General features: G+C 72.1%; 14 protein-coding genes. 4 read left to right on the top strand and 10 right to left on the bottom strand.

Annotation, left to right across the window (positions count from 1 at the left end):
* Positions 1-2: 2 nt before the first annotated feature.
* A complete protein-coding gene (locus AB0J46_RS29040) occupies positions 3-1,334 on the bottom strand; it encodes an ABC transporter substrate-binding protein (RefSeq protein WP_364337302.1) in 1,332 nt (443 codons plus the stop codon).
* A gap of 46 nt (positions 1,335-1,380) precedes the next feature.
* Positions 1,381-2,577, bottom strand: coding sequence for an ROK family transcriptional regulator (locus AB0J46_RS29035; protein ID WP_364337300.1), 1,197 nt, complete (start codon positions 2,575-2,577; stop codon positions 1,381-1,383).
* A gap of 314 nt (positions 2,578-2,891) precedes the next feature.
* Between AB0J46_RS29035 and AB0J46_RS29030 the strand changes: the two genes are divergently transcribed.
* From AB0J46_RS29030 to AB0J46_RS29015, 4 genes are all read left to right on the top strand, one after another.
* On the top strand, positions 2,892-5,084 hold the full coding sequence (locus AB0J46_RS29030) for an ATP-binding domain-containing protein (protein WP_364337299.1): 2,193 nt from the start codon (positions 2,892-2,894) through the stop codon (positions 5,082-5,084).
* A gap of 522 nt (positions 5,085-5,606) precedes the next feature.
* Positions 5,607-7,292, top strand: coding sequence for an apolipoprotein N-acyltransferase (lnt, locus tag AB0J46_RS29025; protein WP_364337297.1), 1,686 nt, complete (start codon positions 5,607-5,609; stop codon positions 7,290-7,292).
* Positions 7,289-8,035: a polyprenol monophosphomannose synthase gene (locus AB0J46_RS29020; RefSeq protein WP_364337295.1), complete on the top strand. Its 747-nt coding sequence runs from the start codon at positions 7,289-7,291 to the stop codon at positions 8,033-8,035. The genes lnt and AB0J46_RS29020 overlap by 4 nt, the downstream gene beginning before the upstream one ends.
* A gap of 96 nt (positions 8,036-8,131) precedes the next feature.
* Positions 8,132-8,629 (top strand): FxsA family protein, encoded by a 498-nt coding sequence (locus AB0J46_RS29015; RefSeq protein WP_364337293.1) that lies wholly within the window; start codon positions 8,132-8,134, stop codon positions 8,627-8,629.
* Positions 8,630-8,634: 5 nt separating this feature from the next.
* Here AB0J46_RS29015 and AB0J46_RS29010 read toward each other — a convergent pair whose 3' ends face one another.
* From AB0J46_RS29010 to AB0J46_RS28975, 8 genes are read right to left on the bottom strand one after another with little or no spacing between them, the layout of a single operon-like run.
* On the bottom strand, positions 8,635-9,648 hold the full coding sequence (locus tag AB0J46_RS29010; RefSeq protein ID WP_364337291.1) for a DUF2804 domain-containing protein: 1,014 nt from the start codon (positions 9,646-9,648) through the stop codon (positions 8,635-8,637).
* 11 nt (positions 9,649-9,659) lie between these two features.
* Complete coding sequence (locus AB0J46_RS29005) at positions 9,660-11,063, bottom strand: NAD-dependent succinate-semialdehyde dehydrogenase (RefSeq protein ID WP_364337289.1); 1,404 nt, start codon at positions 11,061-11,063, stop codon at positions 9,660-9,662.
* Positions 11,056-11,721 (bottom strand): GntR family transcriptional regulator, encoded by a 666-nt coding sequence (locus AB0J46_RS29000; protein WP_364337287.1) that lies wholly within the window; start codon positions 11,719-11,721, stop codon positions 11,056-11,058. Before AB0J46_RS29000 ends, AB0J46_RS29005 begins: the two co-directional genes overlap by 8 nt.
* 14 nt (positions 11,722-11,735) lie before the next feature.
* The gene (locus tag AB0J46_RS28995) at positions 11,736-12,896 is read right to left on the bottom strand and encodes a mandelate racemase/muconate lactonizing enzyme family protein (RefSeq protein ID WP_364337285.1); all 1,161 of its coding nucleotides are present in this window, start codon (positions 12,894-12,896) and stop codon (positions 11,736-11,738) included.
* A gap of 7 nt (positions 12,897-12,903) precedes the next feature.
* Positions 12,904-13,722 (bottom strand): carbohydrate ABC transporter permease, encoded by an 819-nt coding sequence (locus tag AB0J46_RS28990; RefSeq protein WP_352324937.1) that lies wholly within the window; start codon positions 13,720-13,722, stop codon positions 12,904-12,906.
* Complete coding sequence (locus AB0J46_RS28985; protein ID WP_364337283.1) at positions 13,716-14,600, bottom strand: sugar ABC transporter permease; 885 nt, start codon at positions 14,598-14,600, stop codon at positions 13,716-13,718. Before AB0J46_RS28985 ends, AB0J46_RS28990 begins: the two co-directional genes overlap by 7 nt.
* Entirely contained in the window at positions 14,597-15,955 is a 1,359-nt protein-coding gene (locus tag AB0J46_RS28980; RefSeq protein WP_364337280.1) for a sugar ABC transporter substrate-binding protein, read from the bottom strand. Before AB0J46_RS28980 ends, AB0J46_RS28985 begins: the two co-directional genes overlap by 4 nt.
* A 30-nt stretch (positions 15,956-15,985) precedes the next feature.
* Complete coding sequence (locus AB0J46_RS28975) at positions 15,986-17,110, bottom strand: alcohol dehydrogenase catalytic domain-containing protein (RefSeq protein ID WP_364337278.1); 1,125 nt, start codon at positions 17,108-17,110, stop codon at positions 15,986-15,988.
* Between the last annotated feature and the right edge of the window lie 70 nt (positions 17,111-17,180).

Here is a 17,180-nt window from a genome sequence, read left to right as displayed (position 1 = left end):
GATCAGCCCCCGGACAGCTTCAGCTTGTCGTCGATCTGCTTGTCCACGCCCTTGAGCCCGGCGTCGAGGTCGGTGACCGCGCCCTTCTCCCACTTGACGACGAAGGTCGCCAGCGCCTCCTGGTTGAACACGCTGTTGACGCTCGGCGGCAGCGTCGAGGTCTTGGGGTGGGAGAAGACGTCGAGGAAGGTGGCGAAGTTCGCGTCCTTGGACAGGTCGGGCGATTCCATCGCGGCCTTGGTCGTGGGCACGTTGCGCAGGGCGTTGGAGAGCGTCACCAGCGAGCTGGTGTCGGTGGTCAGGTACTTGACCAGCTCCCAGGCCTGCTGCGGGTTCTTGGCGCCCTTGGGGACGCCGATGACGGTGCCGGCGGTGAAGCCGCTGCCGTACAGGTCGGGCTTGTCGTCGGCGACTGGCAGGGGAGCGGTGGCGTAGTCGAGCTTCTTGGCGTCGTTGGCGATCATGGCGTTGCGCCATTCGCCGTCCAGGACCATCGCGATCTTGCCCTTGTAGAACGGGTGGTCGGCGCTCCACTCGTCGCCCAGGCTCTTGCGGAACTTCTCCAGCTTGTCGTAGCCGTACCAGTCGATGAGGTCCTTCTGCCAGCGCAGCAGGGCCTTCCATGCCGGGTCGGTGCCGATGGCCGAGGTGCCGTCGGCGTTGTACCAGGTGGCGCCGACCATGGGGGCCAGGTGGCTGGGGCTGTTCTCGTAGTACTGCGTGCTCGGCACGAACCCGGCCACCTTGATGTCGCCGTTCGCGTCCCGCACGGTCAGCTTCTTGGCCAGCTCGGCCAGCTCGGTCAGCGTCTTGGGCGGCTGGTTGCCCTTCATCAGGGCCTTGTTGTAGTAGAGGCCGTACGCGTCGGCCAGCAGCGGCAGCGTGCACTGCCGGCCGCCGAAGCCGGTGTAGGAACGTGCCACCTCGGGCAGCACCGACAGGTCGATGCCGTCCTGCTTGATGACCGGGGTGAGGTCCTGGAACGATCCCGACCTGCACCACTGGGCGACGTTGTCCGTCGTGAACGACGCCGCCACGTCCGGCGCGTTGCCGCCCCGGATGGCCTGCGTGATCTGGTCGTCCTGGACGCCCTTGGTGGCCTTGACGGTGATCTGCGGGAACTTGGCGTGGAACCCGGCGATGGCCTCCTCGAACGCCTTGACCTCGGCGTCGGTGGAGAATCCGTGCCAGAGCTGGATCGTGGCCGCCGGGAGGGCCGCGGAGGCCGAGCCCGAGGGTCTGGGCTGGGAGCCGAGCGAGGGCCCGGCCTCCCTGCCGGCGGTGCAGGCGGCGAGCGCGAGGATCGCGACGGCCGCCAGGGGGACGAAGCGCACGGGGGGTGCCTCCTACCGCTGGGGGATCATGAAAGGGAAAAATGGCTCACGAAGGGACGGTCGAGCTGAAGACCTCGTCGCGCACGGTGTCCAGGGCCAGGTCGAGGGCGCCCGCCAGCACCGGGTTGCCCTCCACGTGCGACAGCCGCACGACGGGGCGGGGGATGGTGAGCGCGTGCAGCTCGTGCTCGACCAGCTCGCGCAGCGGCTCGCCGCCCGACAGCACGACGCCGCCGGTCAGCACGATCAGGCCGGGGTCGATGACGGAGGTGATGGCCGCCAGGCCCACCGCCAGGCGGGCGGCGATGTCGCGCAGCCCCGCCCTGGCGTCGTCGGCCTTCTGCCCCGAGCCCTCCGACACGCGTACCGCCTTGGCGATGGCCTGGCGGAAGTCGGTGCCGTGCACGCCGTAGGAGCGCAGCAGCCGCAGCACGGCCGGGCCGCCGGTCAGCGCCTGGTAGCCGTGGTTGGCGTAGCGGCCGGCCTCGCGGGCCGTCGGCGCGCCCGGGGTCGGCATGTAGCCCACCTCGCCCGCGCCGCCGGTCGCGCCCCTGTGCATGCGCCCGCCGAGCACGATGGCCGAGCCGATGCCGTCGTCGGCCCACAGCAGCACGAAGTCGGAGTGACCGCGCGCCGCGCCGTGCGCCTGCTCGGCCAGGGCGACGAGGTTGACGTTGTTCTCCACGTCCACGGCCGTGCCGAGACCCGCGCTGAGGGTGGGCACGAGGTCGTCGATCTGCCAGCCGGGCACGTCCTTGGCGGCGGCGTAGCCGAGCCGGCCGGTGGCCGGGTCGATCGCCGCCTGCACGCCGATCACGACCCGGCGCAGCTTGTCCGGCGGGTTCGCGCCGGCCAGCGCCGCGCCCAGCCGGTCGACCAGCTCGCCGCCCGGCCGCCGGGGCGTGGGCAGCGTGTACGAGCCCACGACCGTGCCGGTGATGTCGGCGACGCGGGCCTCGATGCGGTCGGGGGTGACGTCGAGGGCGCCCACGTAGGCCGCCGCCGGGTTGATCCGGTAGACCTCGGCGGTACGGCCCGGCAGGCCCTCCCTGATGCCGTCCAGGACCACCAGCCCGGCGTCCTGAAGGCGCGACAGCAGCTGGGAGGCGGTGGGCTTGGACAGGCCCGTCAGGGCGCCCAGCTCCGGGCGGGTCAGCGACCCGCGCTCGAGGAGCGCCCGCAGGGCCGCGCGGTCGTTGATCGCGCGCAGCAGGCTGGGCGTTCCCGGAACCGGACCGCTCATCAGGAGGACTCCTTCGACGAAGTTAGGAAACTTTCCTAACTCGAGAACATAGGGAGTTCTCCCATGCTGGTCAAGAGGGCGAAACCAAGCCGTGACCCGGAAGGGGGAAGGGAAGATAGGAGTGCCTCGACAGGCGTGCTAATGTCATCGTTTGTCGCAACAACAAGCAGAATGGCCCGGAGTGTCCCATTAACCACAATAATGGTCAGGCGGCAACTCGTCAAACGGAGCTCGCCAAGGAGCAGTCCTACGTCACCGGTCTGTACGACCGCCTCGACGAGCTGCGCGAGCGCACCCAGCGCCGGCTCAAGGAGGTGCTGGCCACGGGCGCCGTCGGCACGATGCAGAACAGATCCGAGCGCGACTCCTTCGCCGACATGTACGCCGGGCGGCTGGCCCGGCTCTGGGCGGTGGAGCGCGGCCTGGTTTTCGGCCGGCTCGACCACGTCGAGGAGGGCCGGCTCTACATCGGCAAGCTCGGCCTCACCGACGACGAGCAACGCCGCCTGCTCATCGACTGGCGCGCGCCCGTCGCGCAGCCGTTCTACCGCGCCACCCCCGCCGCACCCATGGGCGTGACCAGGCGCCGCCACCTGCAGACCAGGGAACGCAGCGTCGTCGGCGTCGACGACGACCTGCTCGACCTCGACGCGCTCACCGACGACGACCGCGCCACCCTCAACGGCGAGGCCGCGCTGCTGGCCGCCCTGGACGAGCGCCGCACCGGCCGGATGCGCGACATCGTCGCCACCATCCAGGCCGAGCAGGACCGCGTCATCCGCAGCGACCTCAACGGCGTCCTGGTCGTGCAGGGCGGCCCCGGCACGGGCAAGACCGTCGTGGCCCTGCACCGGGCCGCCTACCTGCTCTACACCCACCGGGAGCGCCTGGAGCGCCGGGGCGTGCTCATCCTCGGCCCCAACCTCACCTTCCTGCGCTACATCGAGCAGGTCCTGCCCTCGCTCGGCGAGACCGACGTGCTGCTGTCCACCGTGGGCGAGCTGTACCCGGGCGTGACCGCCACCCGGCGCGACCGTCCGGAGGTGGCCGCGGTCAAGGGCGACGCGCGGATGGCCCAGGTGATCGAGCGCGCGGTGCGCGAGCGGCAGAAGGTGCCGCGCAAGCCCATCGAGCTGACGATGGGCCGGCTGACGCTCACCGTCGACCGCGCCATGCTCGACGCGGCCAGGAACAAGGCCGTGCGCTCGCGCCGCCCGCACAACCAGGCGCGCGCGGTGTTCGTCAGGTCGCTGCTGAACGCGCTGGCCCGGCAGCAGGCCCGCAAGATCGGCAAGGGGCTCATCGACGACGACGAACTGGCCGACCTGCGCGAGGAACTGCGGACCGAGCCAGTGGTCAAGGCGGCGCTCAACCGGCTGTGGCCGTACCTGACGCCCCAGCGGCTGCTGCTCGGCCTGTACGGGTCGCCCGAGCGGCTCGACGCGGCGGGGGGCGTCCTCAGCCCCGCGGAGAGGGCGCTGCTGCGCCGCGACTCGGCCGAGTGGACCGACGCCGACGTGCCGCTGCTGGACGAGGCCGCCGAGTTGCTGGGCGACATCGACGAGCACGTGCTGCGCGCCTCGGCGATGCAGGCCGAGGAGGAGCTGGCCGCGGCCCGCCAGGCCGAGGAGCACCAGCGCGAGGCAGAGCTGGCCTACGCGCGCGAGGTGCTGGAGCTGACCGGCCTGTCCGACGTCATGGAGGCCGAGCGGCTGGCCGAGCGCCAGCGCGGCGACGGCCCCTACCTCACCACCGCCGAACGCGCCGCCGCCGACCGCACCTGGGCCTACGGGCACGTGATCGTGGACGAGGCGCAGGAGCTGTCGCCGATGGCCTGGCGGGCGGTCATGCGGCGCTGCCCGACGCGGTCGATGACGATCGTCGGCGACATCGCCCAGACCGGCTCGGCGGCGGGGGCGCGCTCGTGGGCGCAGGTGCTGGACCCGTACGTGGCCGGGCGCTGGCGCCAGGAGCGGCTGACGGTCAACTACCGCACGCCCGTGGAGCTCATGGAGGTGGCCGCGCGGGTGCTGGCCACCATCGACCCGGCCTTGGAGGCGCCGACGTCCGTGCGCGAGCTCGGCGCGCGGCCCTGGTCGGCGCCGCTGCCCGCGCTGCCCGAGCTGGCCAGGGCCGAGGTCGGGGAGGGCGGCAAGGTCGCCGTGGTGGTGCCCGACGCGCTGCTGGAGACGCTCGGCGCGCGGCTGGTCGCGGCGGTGGAGGGCGCCGCGGTGGTCACGTCCGGCGCCGGACGTGCCGCCGGGGCCGCCGCCCTGGACGCGCCCCTGGCGGTGATGGGCGTGGCCGACGCCAAGGGCCTGGAGTTCGACTCGGTGATCGTGGCCGAGCCGGACCTCATCGCCGCCCAGTCGCCACGCGGGCCGAGCGACCTGTATGTTGCTCTGACGCGTGCCACGCAACGGCTGGGCGTCGTCCACGAAGGGCCGTTGTCGCAGGCGCTGTCGGGCCTGCCGGGCAGGTCCCCGACGTCGGCAAATGGGCTTTGACCCGCTTTACGACGGCAGGCCGAACATGTCCCACCTGCGGAAACTTGATGTTCCCGCTGATCGGGACACGGTTGACATCTGAGGTGGAGTCGGTAGTTTGCTGCGCAGTCCAGCACGGGACTTGGCCGGTTGGCCGTCTCTGACATCGCCGGATCCTGCGTCCGTGACGGAGCGTGACTTCGTCCACACAGCCAGGTGCAGGGCCGTCGGTCCGTCGAGTCGGGGCACCCCAACCGGTTGGGGGGTTGGACCCGGGACGGGTCCGGGAGCCCAGTAGACAACGGAATTCCGCGCTCGCCGCCGACGAGACGGGTCCGGTCCGAAGGGTTTCCGGGCCCTCTTCCCGCTCTCGTGCGCTGGATCGCGGATCGCGCCGGGTGATCCCGTCCCGAACGGGATCACCCAGCCGGCCGCCTGTGAGCGGCCGGTTTCGATCTTCCGCGTGCGTCGCTGGCTTGAGCGCGGCCCCGGGGCGGTAGCGTTTTCGCAAGCAGGCGTGCGATTTTTGCGAGGAGACCCGGCGTGGTTCAGGACAAGACGAGCGTTCCGCCCGTCCCCGGGCGCGAACCGGCTCCCGAGGCGGACGCCCCCGACACCGCCGCCGACACCGACACCGCCGCTTCTTCGGGTGCGGGCGACGGCGTTCGCGCCAAGGGCGAGGGCCGGTGGGTCCTGGTCGCGCGGGTCGCGGCCGTGGTCGCCGGCGGGCTGCTGCTCTACACCGCCTTCCCGCCGCTCGACTGGTGGCTGTGCGCGCCGGTCGGCATCGGGCTGATCGTCGCCGGCCTCTACCGCGCCCGTCCCCGGCGCGCCGCGTGGCTGGGTTATCTGGGCGCCGCCGTGTTCCTGTTCCCGGCCCTGGCCTGGGTGCGCACGATCGGCGACGACGTCTGGGTCATGCTGGTGGCCACCGAGAGCGTGTTCTACGCCGTCATGGCCGCACTGGCGGCCCTGGTGTTCCGGCTGCGGCTGTGGCCGGTGTGGTTCGGCGCGCTGTGGGTGATGATGGAGTGGGCCCGCGGCCTGGTGCCCGTCGGCGGCTTCCCGTGGGCGCGGGTGGCCTTCAGCCAGGGCGAGTCGCTGTTCACCTCCTACGCCGCGCTGGGCGGCGCGCCGCTGGTGTCCTTCGCCGTCACGCTGTGCGGCGCCCTGCTGGCCCACGCCGTCCTGGTGCGGCCCGCCGCCACCGCGGACAAAGCAGCGGGCAAGGCCGTGAGCAAAGCGGTGCGCAGGGCCGTCCCGGTGGCCGTGGCGCTGGCCGTGCCGCTGCTCACGCCGGCCATCCCGAGGCCGGGCGACGAGGGCCGCTCGATCAACGTCGGCATCGTGCAGGGCAACGTCCCGGGGCGCGGCATGCACCCGCTCGGCGACGAGCCGGCCGTCGTCCTGCGCAACCACGCCGAGGAGACCAAACGCCTGGCCGACGCCGTGCGCGCCGGGGCCCTGCCCAAGCCCGACATCGTCGTCCTGCCCGAGAACTCCACCGACATCGACCCCTACACCAGCGCCTTCGCCCGCCAGGTCATCGACGAGTCGGTCAAGTACGTCGGCGTCCCCACCCTGGTCGGCGCCGTCGTGGCCATCGGCGACGAGTACCGCGCCACGCGCAGCCTGGTGTGGGACCCGGTGAGCGGTCCCGGCGCCTACTACGACAAGCAGCACCTGGTGCCGTTCGGGGAGTACACGCCGTTCAAGGAGATCGTGCTGGCCCTGTGGGAGCGGGCCAACCTGGTCGGCCGCCAGTCGGTCCCGGGCACCAAGCCGGGCGACCTGAAGCTCGGCCCGGTCACCATCGGCGCGGTCAACTGCTACGAGGTGGCCTATGACGACACCGTGCGCGGCACCGTGCGCGCCGGTGGCACCCCGCTGGTGGTGCAGACCAACAACGCCAGCTACGCGCTGTCCAACCTGCCCCCGCAGCAGCTCGCGATGTCCAAGCTGCGGGCCGTCGAGCACAACAGGGCCGTCGTCACGGCCGCCACGACCGGGATCTCCGCATATGTCACGCCTGACGGTAAGGTCTCCTGGCAGACCCGTGAACTTGTCCCTGACATGAACGTGGTCAAGGTGCCCGTACGCACCCAGGAAACGATCGCCACAAAGGTGGGCGAGCTTCCTGAATGGGCATTGATGTTGATGGGAGCGGTGGCTGTCGGAGTCGCCGCACGGCGCGGCAGGCGAGGCGACCGAATGGGGAACGGCTCATGATGGAGACTGTCGGCCGGGTGCTCGTCGTCGTCCCGACCTACAACGAGCGCGACAACCTGCCCGCGATCGTCGCGCGGGTGCGCGCCGCCGTGCCGGACGCCCACGTGCTGGTGGCCGACGACAACAGCCCCGACGGCACCGGCGAGGTCGCCGACGCCCTGGCCGAGGCCGACGAGCACGTCCACGTGCTGCACCGGCCGGGCAAGCAGGGGCTCGGCGCGGCCTACATCGCCGGGTTCCGCTGGGGCCTGGGCGAGGGCTACGACGTGCTGGTCGAGATGGACGCCGACGGCTCCCACCAGCCCGAGGAGCTGCCCAAGCTGCTGCAGGCGCTGGCCGACGGCGCCGACCTGGCGATCGGCTCCCGCTACGTGCCCGGCGGCAAGGTGGTCAACTGGCCCCACCGGCGCGAGCTGCTGTCCAAGGGCGCCAACATCTACACCCGGGTGATGCTCGGCCTGCCGGTGCGCGACGCCACCGCCGGTTTCCGCGCCTACCGGGCCGCCACGCTGGAGAAGGTGGGCCTGGCCGGGGTCGAGTCGCAGGGTTACTGCTTCCAGGTCGACCTCACGCTCCGCACGTCCAGGCACGGGCTGCGGGTGGTGGAGGTGCCGATCACGTTCGTCGAGCGCACGGTCGGCAAGAGCAAGATGAACGGCAAGGTCATGTCCGAGGCGTTGTGGCGCATCGGCATGTGGGGCGTCACCGGCCTGCCCCGCCGCCTGCGCCGCACCCGCGGCTGACCGGCGGCTGACGGGCGCTGAGCATCCGCGTCCAGGAACGCGCGCGGCCCGCCGGACGTTGTTCCTGATGTACGTGTGCGCGGAATCGAGGAAACGATGCGGCTGCTGCTGTTGCTGGCCCTGCTGGGCGTCCCGGTGCTGGAGGTCTGGCTGCTGATCCAGGTCGGATCGATGATCGGCGGATGGCCGACCGTCGGCCTGCTCGTCGCGGGCAGCCTGCTGGGCGCCTGGCTGGTGCGCCGCGAGGGCCGCCGGGTGTGGCGGCGTCTGCAGGCGGCGCTGTCGGAGGGCCGGGTGCCCGACCGGGAGCTGGCCGACGGTGGCCTGGTGCTGGCCGGCGGCGCCCTGCTGATGATCCCGGGCTTCTTCACCGACGTCGTCGGCTTCGTCTTCGTGCTGCCCTTCACCCGGCCGCTGATGCGGCGGCTGGCGTCGTCGTTCTTCGACCGGCGGGTCAAGCGGGTGGCGGCGGCCTCGCCGTACGCGAACATGTTCCCGTCGGCGCCCGGCGTGGACCGGGCCCCGCAGGGCGGCAAGGTCGTGCACGGCGAGGTCATCCGCGGCGAGGTCATCCACGACGACCGCGACGCCTGACGGCGCTACCAGCGCCGGTAGACCTCCTCGGCCCAGCCGTACAGGCCGTCGACCGTGACGCGCTCGCCGTCGTCGGCGACGACCGTGCCGCGGTAGTGACCGAACGCTTGGGCCTCCTGGCTGCGCATGTAGAACGCGCGCCGCACGTCGGCCTCGCGCACGTGCTCGGGGACGAACTCCAGGTCCACGCGCTCGCCCTCGATGCGCCAGGGCGCCCGCCAGTCGGTGGTGTCGTACCGCCAGACCAGCTCCTCGCTGATCTTGTGCAGGCGGCCGTCGAGGATCAGGCCGTTCTCCACGCTGCCGGTGCCGTCGGTCCACTTGCCGCCGATCTGCAGGGCGACGTCGCGGCCGCCGGGCCGTCCGGCGGCGGCGCCCCAGTTCCAGCGGATGTCGCCGGGCCAGCGCCCGCGCCCGAGGTCGAGCGTGGCCAGGGCGTCGGCGGGGTCGAACTCGTAGGTCAGGCCGCCCACGCGCACGGTGCCCTCGGCGGGCCGGCCGACGTCCTTGACCGTGTACTGGAAGCGGCGCGGGCCCCAGGGCACCACGACCGACAGGCTCTCGCGGCCCGGCACCCGGCGCACCAGCACGTCGGCGGCGATCTCGGCGGACTTGAGCCGCAGCCGGGTGCCGTCGGCGGTCTCGTCGACGCTGATGCGCACCGGGCCGGCGCCGATGCGCACGCTGCCCTCGCCGCCGCGCTCGGAGAAGGCCACGCCCCTGGCCGGGACGAGCAGGCCCCGGCTGGAGACCTGCTCGCCGGTGCGCCGGTCGAGGAAGAACGCCGACTCGCCGGCCAGGTAGTCGAGGCTGCTGGCGCTGAAGGCGAACACGTGGCCGGGGCTGGTGACGCACCAGTAGTCCCAGCGCATGGTGCGGCCCCAGCCGCGGATGTTGGCGCGGTGCAGCGGGGTGCGGCTCCAGCCGACCGCGGCCGGGTTGAGCCGCCCGTCGGGCAGGCACAGGTCGACCCGGCGGGTGATCTCGCGCTCGGCGACCGCGCGCGGGCTCGTCTTCATCGTGCTCTCCGTCATCGTCCCAGCCCCACGCTGAGGTACTTGTACTCCAGGTAGTCGGCCACCCCGTGGTGGCCGCCCTCGCGCCCGTAGCCGCTGCTCTTGATCCCGCCGAACGGCGCCTGCGGCGGCGCCAGCGGGCCGCCGTTCACGGTGACCATGCCGAACTGCAGCTCCTCGGCCACGCGCAGGGTCCTGGTCAGGTCGTTGGTCCACACGTAGGCGGTCAGCCCGTACGGGGTGGCGTTGGCGCGTTCGACGACCTTGTCGCAGTCGTCGAACTCCAGCACCGGCGCGACCGGCCCGAACGTCTCCTCGCGGCAGACCAGCATGTCCTCGCTCACCCCGCCCAGCACGGTCGCCGGGTAGTACGTGCCCGCCCCCTCCGGACGCCGCCCGCCGGTCAGGACGGCCGCGCCCTTCGCGACGGCGTCCTCGACGTGCCGGCTCACCTTGGCCACGGCCGCCTCGTCGATGAGCGGGCCCAGCTCGGCCGCCCGCGCCTGGCGCACCAGCTCGTCGGTGAAGGCGGCGGCCAGCGAGGAGTGGACGAAGATCCGGTTGGGCGAGGTGCAGGCCTGCCCGGCGTTGAGGAACTTGCTGCGGGCCGCCGCGCGGGCGGCGGCGACCGGGTCTGCGTCGGGGAAGACCAGCACGGGCGCGTGCCCGCCCAGCTCGACGCTGAGCCGCTTGACGTCGTGGGCGCTCTGCCTGATCAGCTCGCGGCCGACCTCGGTGGAGCCGGTGAAGGACACCTTGCGCACCCGCGGGTCGGTCATCACCGCCTGGCCGAACCCGGCCGGCCGGGACGTGGTGACCAGGTTGAACACGCCCGGCGGCAGCCCGGCCGCGACGAACGCCTCGGCCACCGCGATCGCCGACAGCGGGGTCTGCTCGGCCGGTTTGAGCACGACCGTGCAGCCGGCGGCCAGCGCCGGGCCGAGCTTGCGGGTGATCATCGAGACCGGGAAGTTCCACGGCGTGATGCCCGCTACCACGCCGACCGGCTCGGGCAGCAGCCAGATGCGGTTGCCCTCGTGCGCGCCGGGCACGGTCTCGCCGTACAGGCGGCGGGTCTCCTCGGCGGCCCACAACAGGTGGTCGGCGCCCGAGAGCACCTCGCCGGTCGCCTCGGCGAGCGGCTTGCCCTGCTCGGCCGTCATGATCGCGGCGATCCGGTCCGCCCGCGCGGTCAGCTCGCCGGCGGCGGCCCGCATGAGGCCGGCGCGCTCGTGGGCGGGCATGGCCCGCCAGCCGGGCAGCGCCGCCGCGGCCGCGTCGACCGCCTGCGTGGCCAGTTCGGGGCCGCAGTCGGCGACCTGCGCCAGCGGCTCGCCGGTGGCGGGGGAGCGGACGGTGAAGGTCTGGTCGGCCTCCTGCCATGCGGCTCCGATGAGAGCCTTGCGGGTGTCAGCCATGTGTCTCCTGGATTCCTTCGATGAGGGCCTTCATGGCGGCCATCTCGTGCGCGTGCTGCAGCCTGCCCGCCAGCGGGATGTCGCCCTCGACCAGGGCGTTCCTGATGGCGATGTGCTCGGCGTGCGACTTGGGCAGCCGCCAGGGCACCAGGCGGAAGCCGCGCTGGGCGGTCTCCGTGCGGGCCCACAGGCTCTGCAGCATGCGGTGGGTGAGCTTGCTGTGCTCGGTGTCGCACAGCAGGGAGTGGAAGCGCCGGTTGAGGCGGGCGAAGGCGGCGACGTCCTCGCGGGCGACGGCGGTCTCGCACTCGGCGAGCACCGCGTCGACCTCGGCCAGCCGCGCGCCCTCCAGCGGCATGCCGCCCAGCTCCAGCGCCAGCGCGGTGAGCGCGGCCCGGACGCTGTAGAGCTCGCGCACGTTGGCCACCGTGAGCTCGGCGACCACGGCGCCGACGTGCGGGCGCTCGACCAGCCAGTCCTCGGAGCAGAGCTGTTTGATCGCCTCGCGCACGGGCGTCTCGCTGATGCCCACGGCCTCGGCCACCACCCTGGTGGTGATCTTCGTGCCGGGAGGCGCCTCGCCGCTCATGATCAGATGTTTGATGTGCTCCGCCGCAAGATCCGCCTTGGTGCGGAAGGGGGAACGCGATTCGGCCATGGTTGAGGAGCCCTTCAGACCCGCTGGACGGTGAGCGGCTCGATCGCCGCGTGGTCCAGCTCTACACCGATTCCGGGCCCCGTCGGAACGGCGACGAGACCGCGGGAGTCGGGCAGCAGCGGTTCGGTCAGCATGGCGTGGAACACCTCCGGGACGATCACCGGCGGATCGTAGGGGTACTCCAGCCAGTCGCAGTTCGGCAGCGAGGCGCAAAGTTGCAGGTTGCCCGCCACGCCGAGCCCGGTGGCCCAGGCGTGCGGGATGACCTTGCGCTGCCGGGCGGCGGCCATGGCGCCGAAGTCGCGCAGCGCGCCGATCTCCTCGCTCTCGTTCGCGTCGGGCTGAAAGATGTCGAAGCAACCATCCTCCAGCATGCGCACGAGCTGGCCGATGCCCCGGTTGTGCTCGCAGCCCGCGATCGGGATCGGCGAGGCCGCGGTCAGCTCGCACAGGGCGCGGTAGTCGTGCCGGGGCAGCGGCTCCTCCAGCCACGCCACACCGAGCCCGGCCAGCTCCTTGGCGGTGGTGAGGGCGCGCTCGAAGTCCCAGATCAGGCGGGTGCCGTCGGGGGCGTAGCGCCAGCGGGCGGCCGCCTGGTTGGCGTCCACCATGATCGCCACGTCGGGGCCGACCGCCTCGCGCACGGCGGCGACCTGCCGCACGTCCTCGGCGATCGTGGCCGCGTGCACGCGCAGCTTGATCCCCTGGAAGCCCCGTTCGACGGCGGCCAGGGCGTCCTCGGCCCGCTGGGCCGGGTCGCGGAGTTCGCCGAAGCTCGCGTACGCGCGGACAGCTCCCGAGTGCCCGCCCCAGAGCTTGTACAGCGGCTGCCCGCAGGCCTTGCCGACGGCGTCCCACACGGCGACGCCGACGACCCACGGCCGGGGGAAGACGTACTCGGCCACGTACCGCAGCCGGTTGGCGACGTGCGTGGTGTCGAAGGCGTCCAGGCCGACCAGCTGCGGGCGGATCCAGCCGCGGATCGCCTCCAGCAGCATCGGCCCGGTGCCGTGGCCCATGTCGCCGCCGGACACCCCGACGATGCCCTCGTCGGTCTCGACCTCGACGATGACCGCCGACATCGCCCGGTGCGCGCCCTCCGGGGCCCACGACGGCGCGAACGGCCGGGGATAGGGCAGCTCGATGACCCGCGCGCGGACGTCTGTGATCCTCATCGGCTCCTCACCCCTTGGTCGCGCCGTCCGCGAGACCCTTGATCAGGTACTTCTGCACCAGCAGCGCGAAGACCACGACGGGCAGCACGGTCAGCACGCCGACCGCGGCCAGCGGCCCCCACATCCCGCCCTTCTCGGTGTCGGCCGCGATCCCGGCGATGGCGACGGGGATGGTGACCGCCCGGTCGTTGGTGAGGATCAGCGCGAACAGCAGCTCCTCCCAGGCCAGGATGATGCAGAAGATCAACGTCGAGACCAGGCCGGTCAGGCTCGTCGGCACGATGATCCGGAAGAACGCCCCGAACCGCGAGCAGCCGTCGATCATCGCCGCCTCCTCCAGCTCCTTGGGCAGCCCGCGGAAGAAGGCCCGCATCAGCCACACCACGTACGGCACCAGGAAGGTCACGTACGCCAGGATCACGGTGATGTACTGGTCGGTCAGCCCGAGCTTCCTGGCCACCAGGAACAGCGGCACCACCAGCGCGATCGGCGGCACCGCGCGCGAGGCCAGGATCAGCCCGCCCACCACGCCCGCGCCGCGCATCCGCAGCCGCGACAGCGCGTACCCGGCCATCGAGCCGGCGACCATGGAGATGGCCGAGGCGCCGGCCGCCACGATGACCGTGTTGACCATGCGGGGCAGGATGCGCGCCTGCTGGAAGTAGCTGACGTAGTTGTCGAGGGTGAACTCGCTCAGCCAGCGCGGCGGCACCGTGAAGATGTCCCTGGGCAGCTTGAACGAGATCGAGACCATGTAGAGCACGGGGAACAGGAAGGCCAGCGTCACCAGGACGGCCCCGGTGACGGCCGCATACCGTCTCACCATCGGTTCTCCAGACGCCGGGTCACGCGGAACAGGACAAAGGTGATCAGCATCGTCAGGATCAGGACGATCGTCGCCATCGAGGAGGCCGAGCCGAACTCCAGGCTCCGGAACCCCTTCTCGTAGATGTAGAGGTTGATGACGTTGGTCGAGTTGCCCGGCCCGCCCCTGGTGGCGGCCAGCGCGATGTCGAACATCTTGACCGCGCCCAGCCAGCGCACCACGAACGCGGCGGCCATCACCGGCACCAGCAGCGGCAGCGTGATGCGCCGCAGGATCGCCCAGCGGCCGGCGCCGTCGGAGCGGGCGGCCTCGTACACGTCGCCGGGCAGGGCCATGATCCCGGCCGAGGCGATGAGCACCACGAACGGCGTCCAGCGCCAGGTGTCGATGACGATCAGGCTGACCATGGCCAGCGTCGGGTCGCCGATCCACTCGACGGGCCCGACGCCGACCAGGCCGAGGGCGTAGTTGACGACGCCCCACAGCGGGTCGAGCAACATCCGCCACACGCCGCCGGCGACCACCGGGGCCACCACCATCGGGATGAGGAACAGGGCGCGCAGCACGCCCCGGCCCCGCCAGGCGACGTTGAGCAGGAACGCGATGGCGAACCCGAGCACCATCTGCAGCGGCAGCGCGATCACCAGGTAGACGCCGGTGACCCGGAGCGAGTCCAGGAAGCCCGGATCGCGCAGCACGGCCTCGTAGTGCCGCCAGCCGACCCATCCGGACGGCTGGAAGGAGGCCAGGTCGAAGTCGGACACGCTCACCCAGGCCGTGTAGAGGATCGGGTAGAGCAGCATGCCCGCCAGCAGCAGCAGGGCGGGGGCCAGGAAGAGCCAGGCCGTGCCCGGCTCTCCCAGTCGGGCACGCCTCACTGGTTGTAGCCCTTGGACGTCAGCAGGTCGCCGATCTCCTTGGCGGCCTGGTCGATCGCCTGCTGCGCGGTGGCCTGCCCGGACATGGCCCGGCTGGTCTGCAGCGCCAGGATCTGCTGCACGGCGTCGGACTCGGGCAGCCTGGGCCGCCACATCTCACCCTTGGAGACGACCTCGTAGCCGTCCTTGAGCGCCTTGTAGACCGGGCCGGCCCACTCGGCCGGCGGCGTGCCGTCGAGGCTGGAGTTGCGGGCGGGGAAGGTGCCGAACGCCTTGCCGGTGAACTGCTCGCCCTCCTTGGAGGTCACCCACTGCAGCCAGGTCCAGGCGGCGGCCGGGTGCGTGGACTTCTTGGAGATGCCCGCCGTCCAGATGCCGCGGTGGGCGCCCGGCGCGGTCGATCCGGCGGGCAGGGTGGTGAGGCCCACCTGCTCGGGGGTCAGGGTGGTGGTCTCCTTGTCCACGGCGGTGCCCTTGTAGACGCTGCCCCACATGAACATGGTGGCCGTCTTGCCCTGCCGGAAGGCCTCCAGCGGCTCGTTGAACTGGTACGTGCTGGCTCCGGGCGGCGCGTACTTGAGCAGGTCCACCTGCGTCTGCAGGGCCTTGACGCCCGCCGGGCCGCCGAAGGCGACCTTCGTGCCGTCCAGGATCTTGCCGCCGTCGGAGTTGAGCACGGTCTGCCACACGGTGGGGGTCAGCGGATCCTTGGTGAAGTACGTGCCCACGGCCCAGGAGTCGGTCTTGCCGTCGCCGTCGGTGTCCTGGACGAGCTTGGGGGCGTCCTTGAAGTACTGCTCCCAGGTCGTCTGGGCGGTCGGCTCGGCCACGCCGGCCTTCTTGTACAGCGACTTGTTGTAGAACATCAGCAGCAGGTTGGAGCGCACGGGCACGGCGTACTGCTTGCCCTCCCACTCCCCGGCGGCCAGCGGCGAGGGGTTGAAGTCGGCCCAGTCGTAGCCGGGGTCGTTCCACTTGGCCAGCTCGGGGCCCTTGAGGTCGTACAGGGCGCCGGTCTTGGCGAGCTGCGGCAGCCAGGGGTCGTCGGCGAGCACCACGTCGTAGGTGGCGGTGGTGCCGGTCAGCTCCAGCATCGTCTTGGGCAGCTGGTCGTTGTAGGGGATGCCGTCGACGGTGACCTTGATGTTCGGGTACTTCTTGGCGAACTCCGGCACGAGCTTGTCCTGCCACTGCTTGGCGAAGGCGTCGTTGGCGATCACGCGGATCGACACCGGGGCCTGTGCCGTGCCGAGGCCGCCGCCGTCGGCCGCGACCTCCTGCGACGACGAGCCGCAGGCGGCGACGCTGAGCGCGAGCACGGCCGCGGCCGTGACCAGCCGGGTGTTGTTCAACACGGGTGTCCTCCCGGAGGGGAATGGGGGATTTCAGGCGGAGGGGTCGACGGCGAGCTTGACGACGTCCCGGCCGTCCAGCGGGTGGCCCGAGCCCAGGGCCTCGAGCGCCTCGCGGACCCGGCCGAGCGGCACGCGGTGGCTGACCACGCGCTCGAAGGGGCTGCCGCCGCGTTCCAGGATCGTCAGCGCCTGGTGGTAGCGGCGCTGCATGTCGGGGCCGGCGCCGTAGACGCCGGCGATCGTGAGGTCCCGCTTCAGCAGGTCGCTGTAGGGGTTGAAGGGGACGGCGCCGCGGTCGGTGAAGTTGCCCAGCTCGGCCAGCACGCCGCCGTCGGCGACCAGGCCGAGCGCCTCGGTGAACGCCTCGGGGGAGCCCGCGGTGCCGATGACGGCGTCGGCGCCGGCGCGTCCCAGCGCGTCGAACACCGCCCGGCGGCGCCCGGCGGGTCCCTCACCGAGATCGACGACGGTGTCCGCGCCGAGCAGCGCGGCCAGTTCCAGCCGGGCGCCCGGCGCGCCGACGGCGACCACCCTGGCCGCCCCGGCGGCGCGGGCGGCGACCACGGCCATCAGGCCGATCGCGCCGACGCCCTGGACCACGACGGTGGAGCCGATCCGGATCGCGGAACGTTCCACACCGTGCAGGGCCACCGACAGCGGCTCCTGCAGCACGGCGACCTCGGCGGGCAGATCGGTCCGGTAGAACACCGTTCCCGCGTTCGAGGCGTACAGGTGGGTGGCGAAGCCGCCGGTCAGGTGCGGCGGCCGGTCGGCGGGGGAGGCGAACCCGTAGGACGGCCGCCGGTCCGGGCAGCTGCCCGGCCTGCGGCGCACCTGGCACTCGAAGCACCGGCCGCAGCTCAGCGACGGGAAGACGCCCACCCGGTCGCCGACGGCCACCGGCCGTCCCGCATGGTCGGTCGCGACGCCGTCGCCGAGCGCGGCCAGCCGGCCGACGATCTCGTGCCCGAGCAGCGCGGGGAAACGCACGCTGGCCAGCCGGCCCCGGTAGATGTGGGCGTCCGTGCCGCACATGCCGCACAGCTCGACCTCCAGGACGAACTCTCCCGGACCGGGCTGCGGCAGGCCGTACTCGCGCACCTCCACCGCTCCCGCGACGTCGGTGACGATCGCCGCGCGTGCCGTCGCGTCCATGCACCGCCTCCTGCATTCTGCTTTCTATAGAATGTGGAAGACGGTAGTTCGTCCGGTTTTGAACGGTCAA

It is taken from the genome of Nonomuraea sp. NPDC049758 (assembly GCF_040674635.1).
Classification (GTDB): Bacteria; Actinomycetota; Actinomycetes; order Streptosporangiales; family Streptosporangiaceae; genus Nonomuraea.
Note: the sequence above shows the minus strand (reverse complement) of the source record. Positions and strands in the feature narration are given on the sequence as shown.

Excerpts from the sequence above, each read along its gene's own strand:
- AB0J46_RS29035 (WP_364337300.1), bottom strand. The coding sequence starts at position 2,577 with ATGAGCGGTCCGGTTCCGGGAACGCCCAGCCTGCTGCGCGCGATCAAC.
- AB0J46_RS29020 (WP_364337295.1), top strand. The coding sequence starts at position 7,289 with ATGATGGAGACTGTCGGCCGGGTGCTCGTCGTCGTCCCGACCTACAAC.
- AB0J46_RS29015 (WP_364337293.1), top strand. The coding sequence starts at position 8,132 with ATGCGGCTGCTGCTGTTGCTGGCCCTGCTGGGCGTCCCGGTGCTGGAG.
- AB0J46_RS29010 (WP_364337291.1), bottom strand. The coding sequence starts at position 9,648 with ATGAAGACGAGCCCGCGCGCGGTCGCCGAGCGCGAGATCACCCGCCGG.
- AB0J46_RS29005 (WP_364337289.1), bottom strand. The coding sequence starts at position 11,063 with ATGGCTGACACCCGCAAGGCTCTCATCGGAGCCGCATGGCAGGAGGCC.
- AB0J46_RS29000 (WP_364337287.1), bottom strand. The coding sequence starts at position 11,721 with ATGGCCGAATCGCGTTCCCCCTTCCGCACCAAGGCGGATCTTGCGGCG.
- AB0J46_RS28995 (WP_364337285.1), bottom strand. The coding sequence starts at position 12,896 with ATGAGGATCACAGACGTCCGCGCGCGGGTCATCGAGCTGCCCTATCCC.
- AB0J46_RS28990 (WP_352324937.1), bottom strand. The coding sequence starts at position 13,722 with ATGGTGAGACGGTATGCGGCCGTCACCGGGGCCGTCCTGGTGACGCTG.
- AB0J46_RS28975 (WP_364337278.1), bottom strand. The coding sequence starts at position 17,110 with ATGGACGCGACGGCACGCGCGGCGATCGTCACCGACGTCGCGGGAGCG.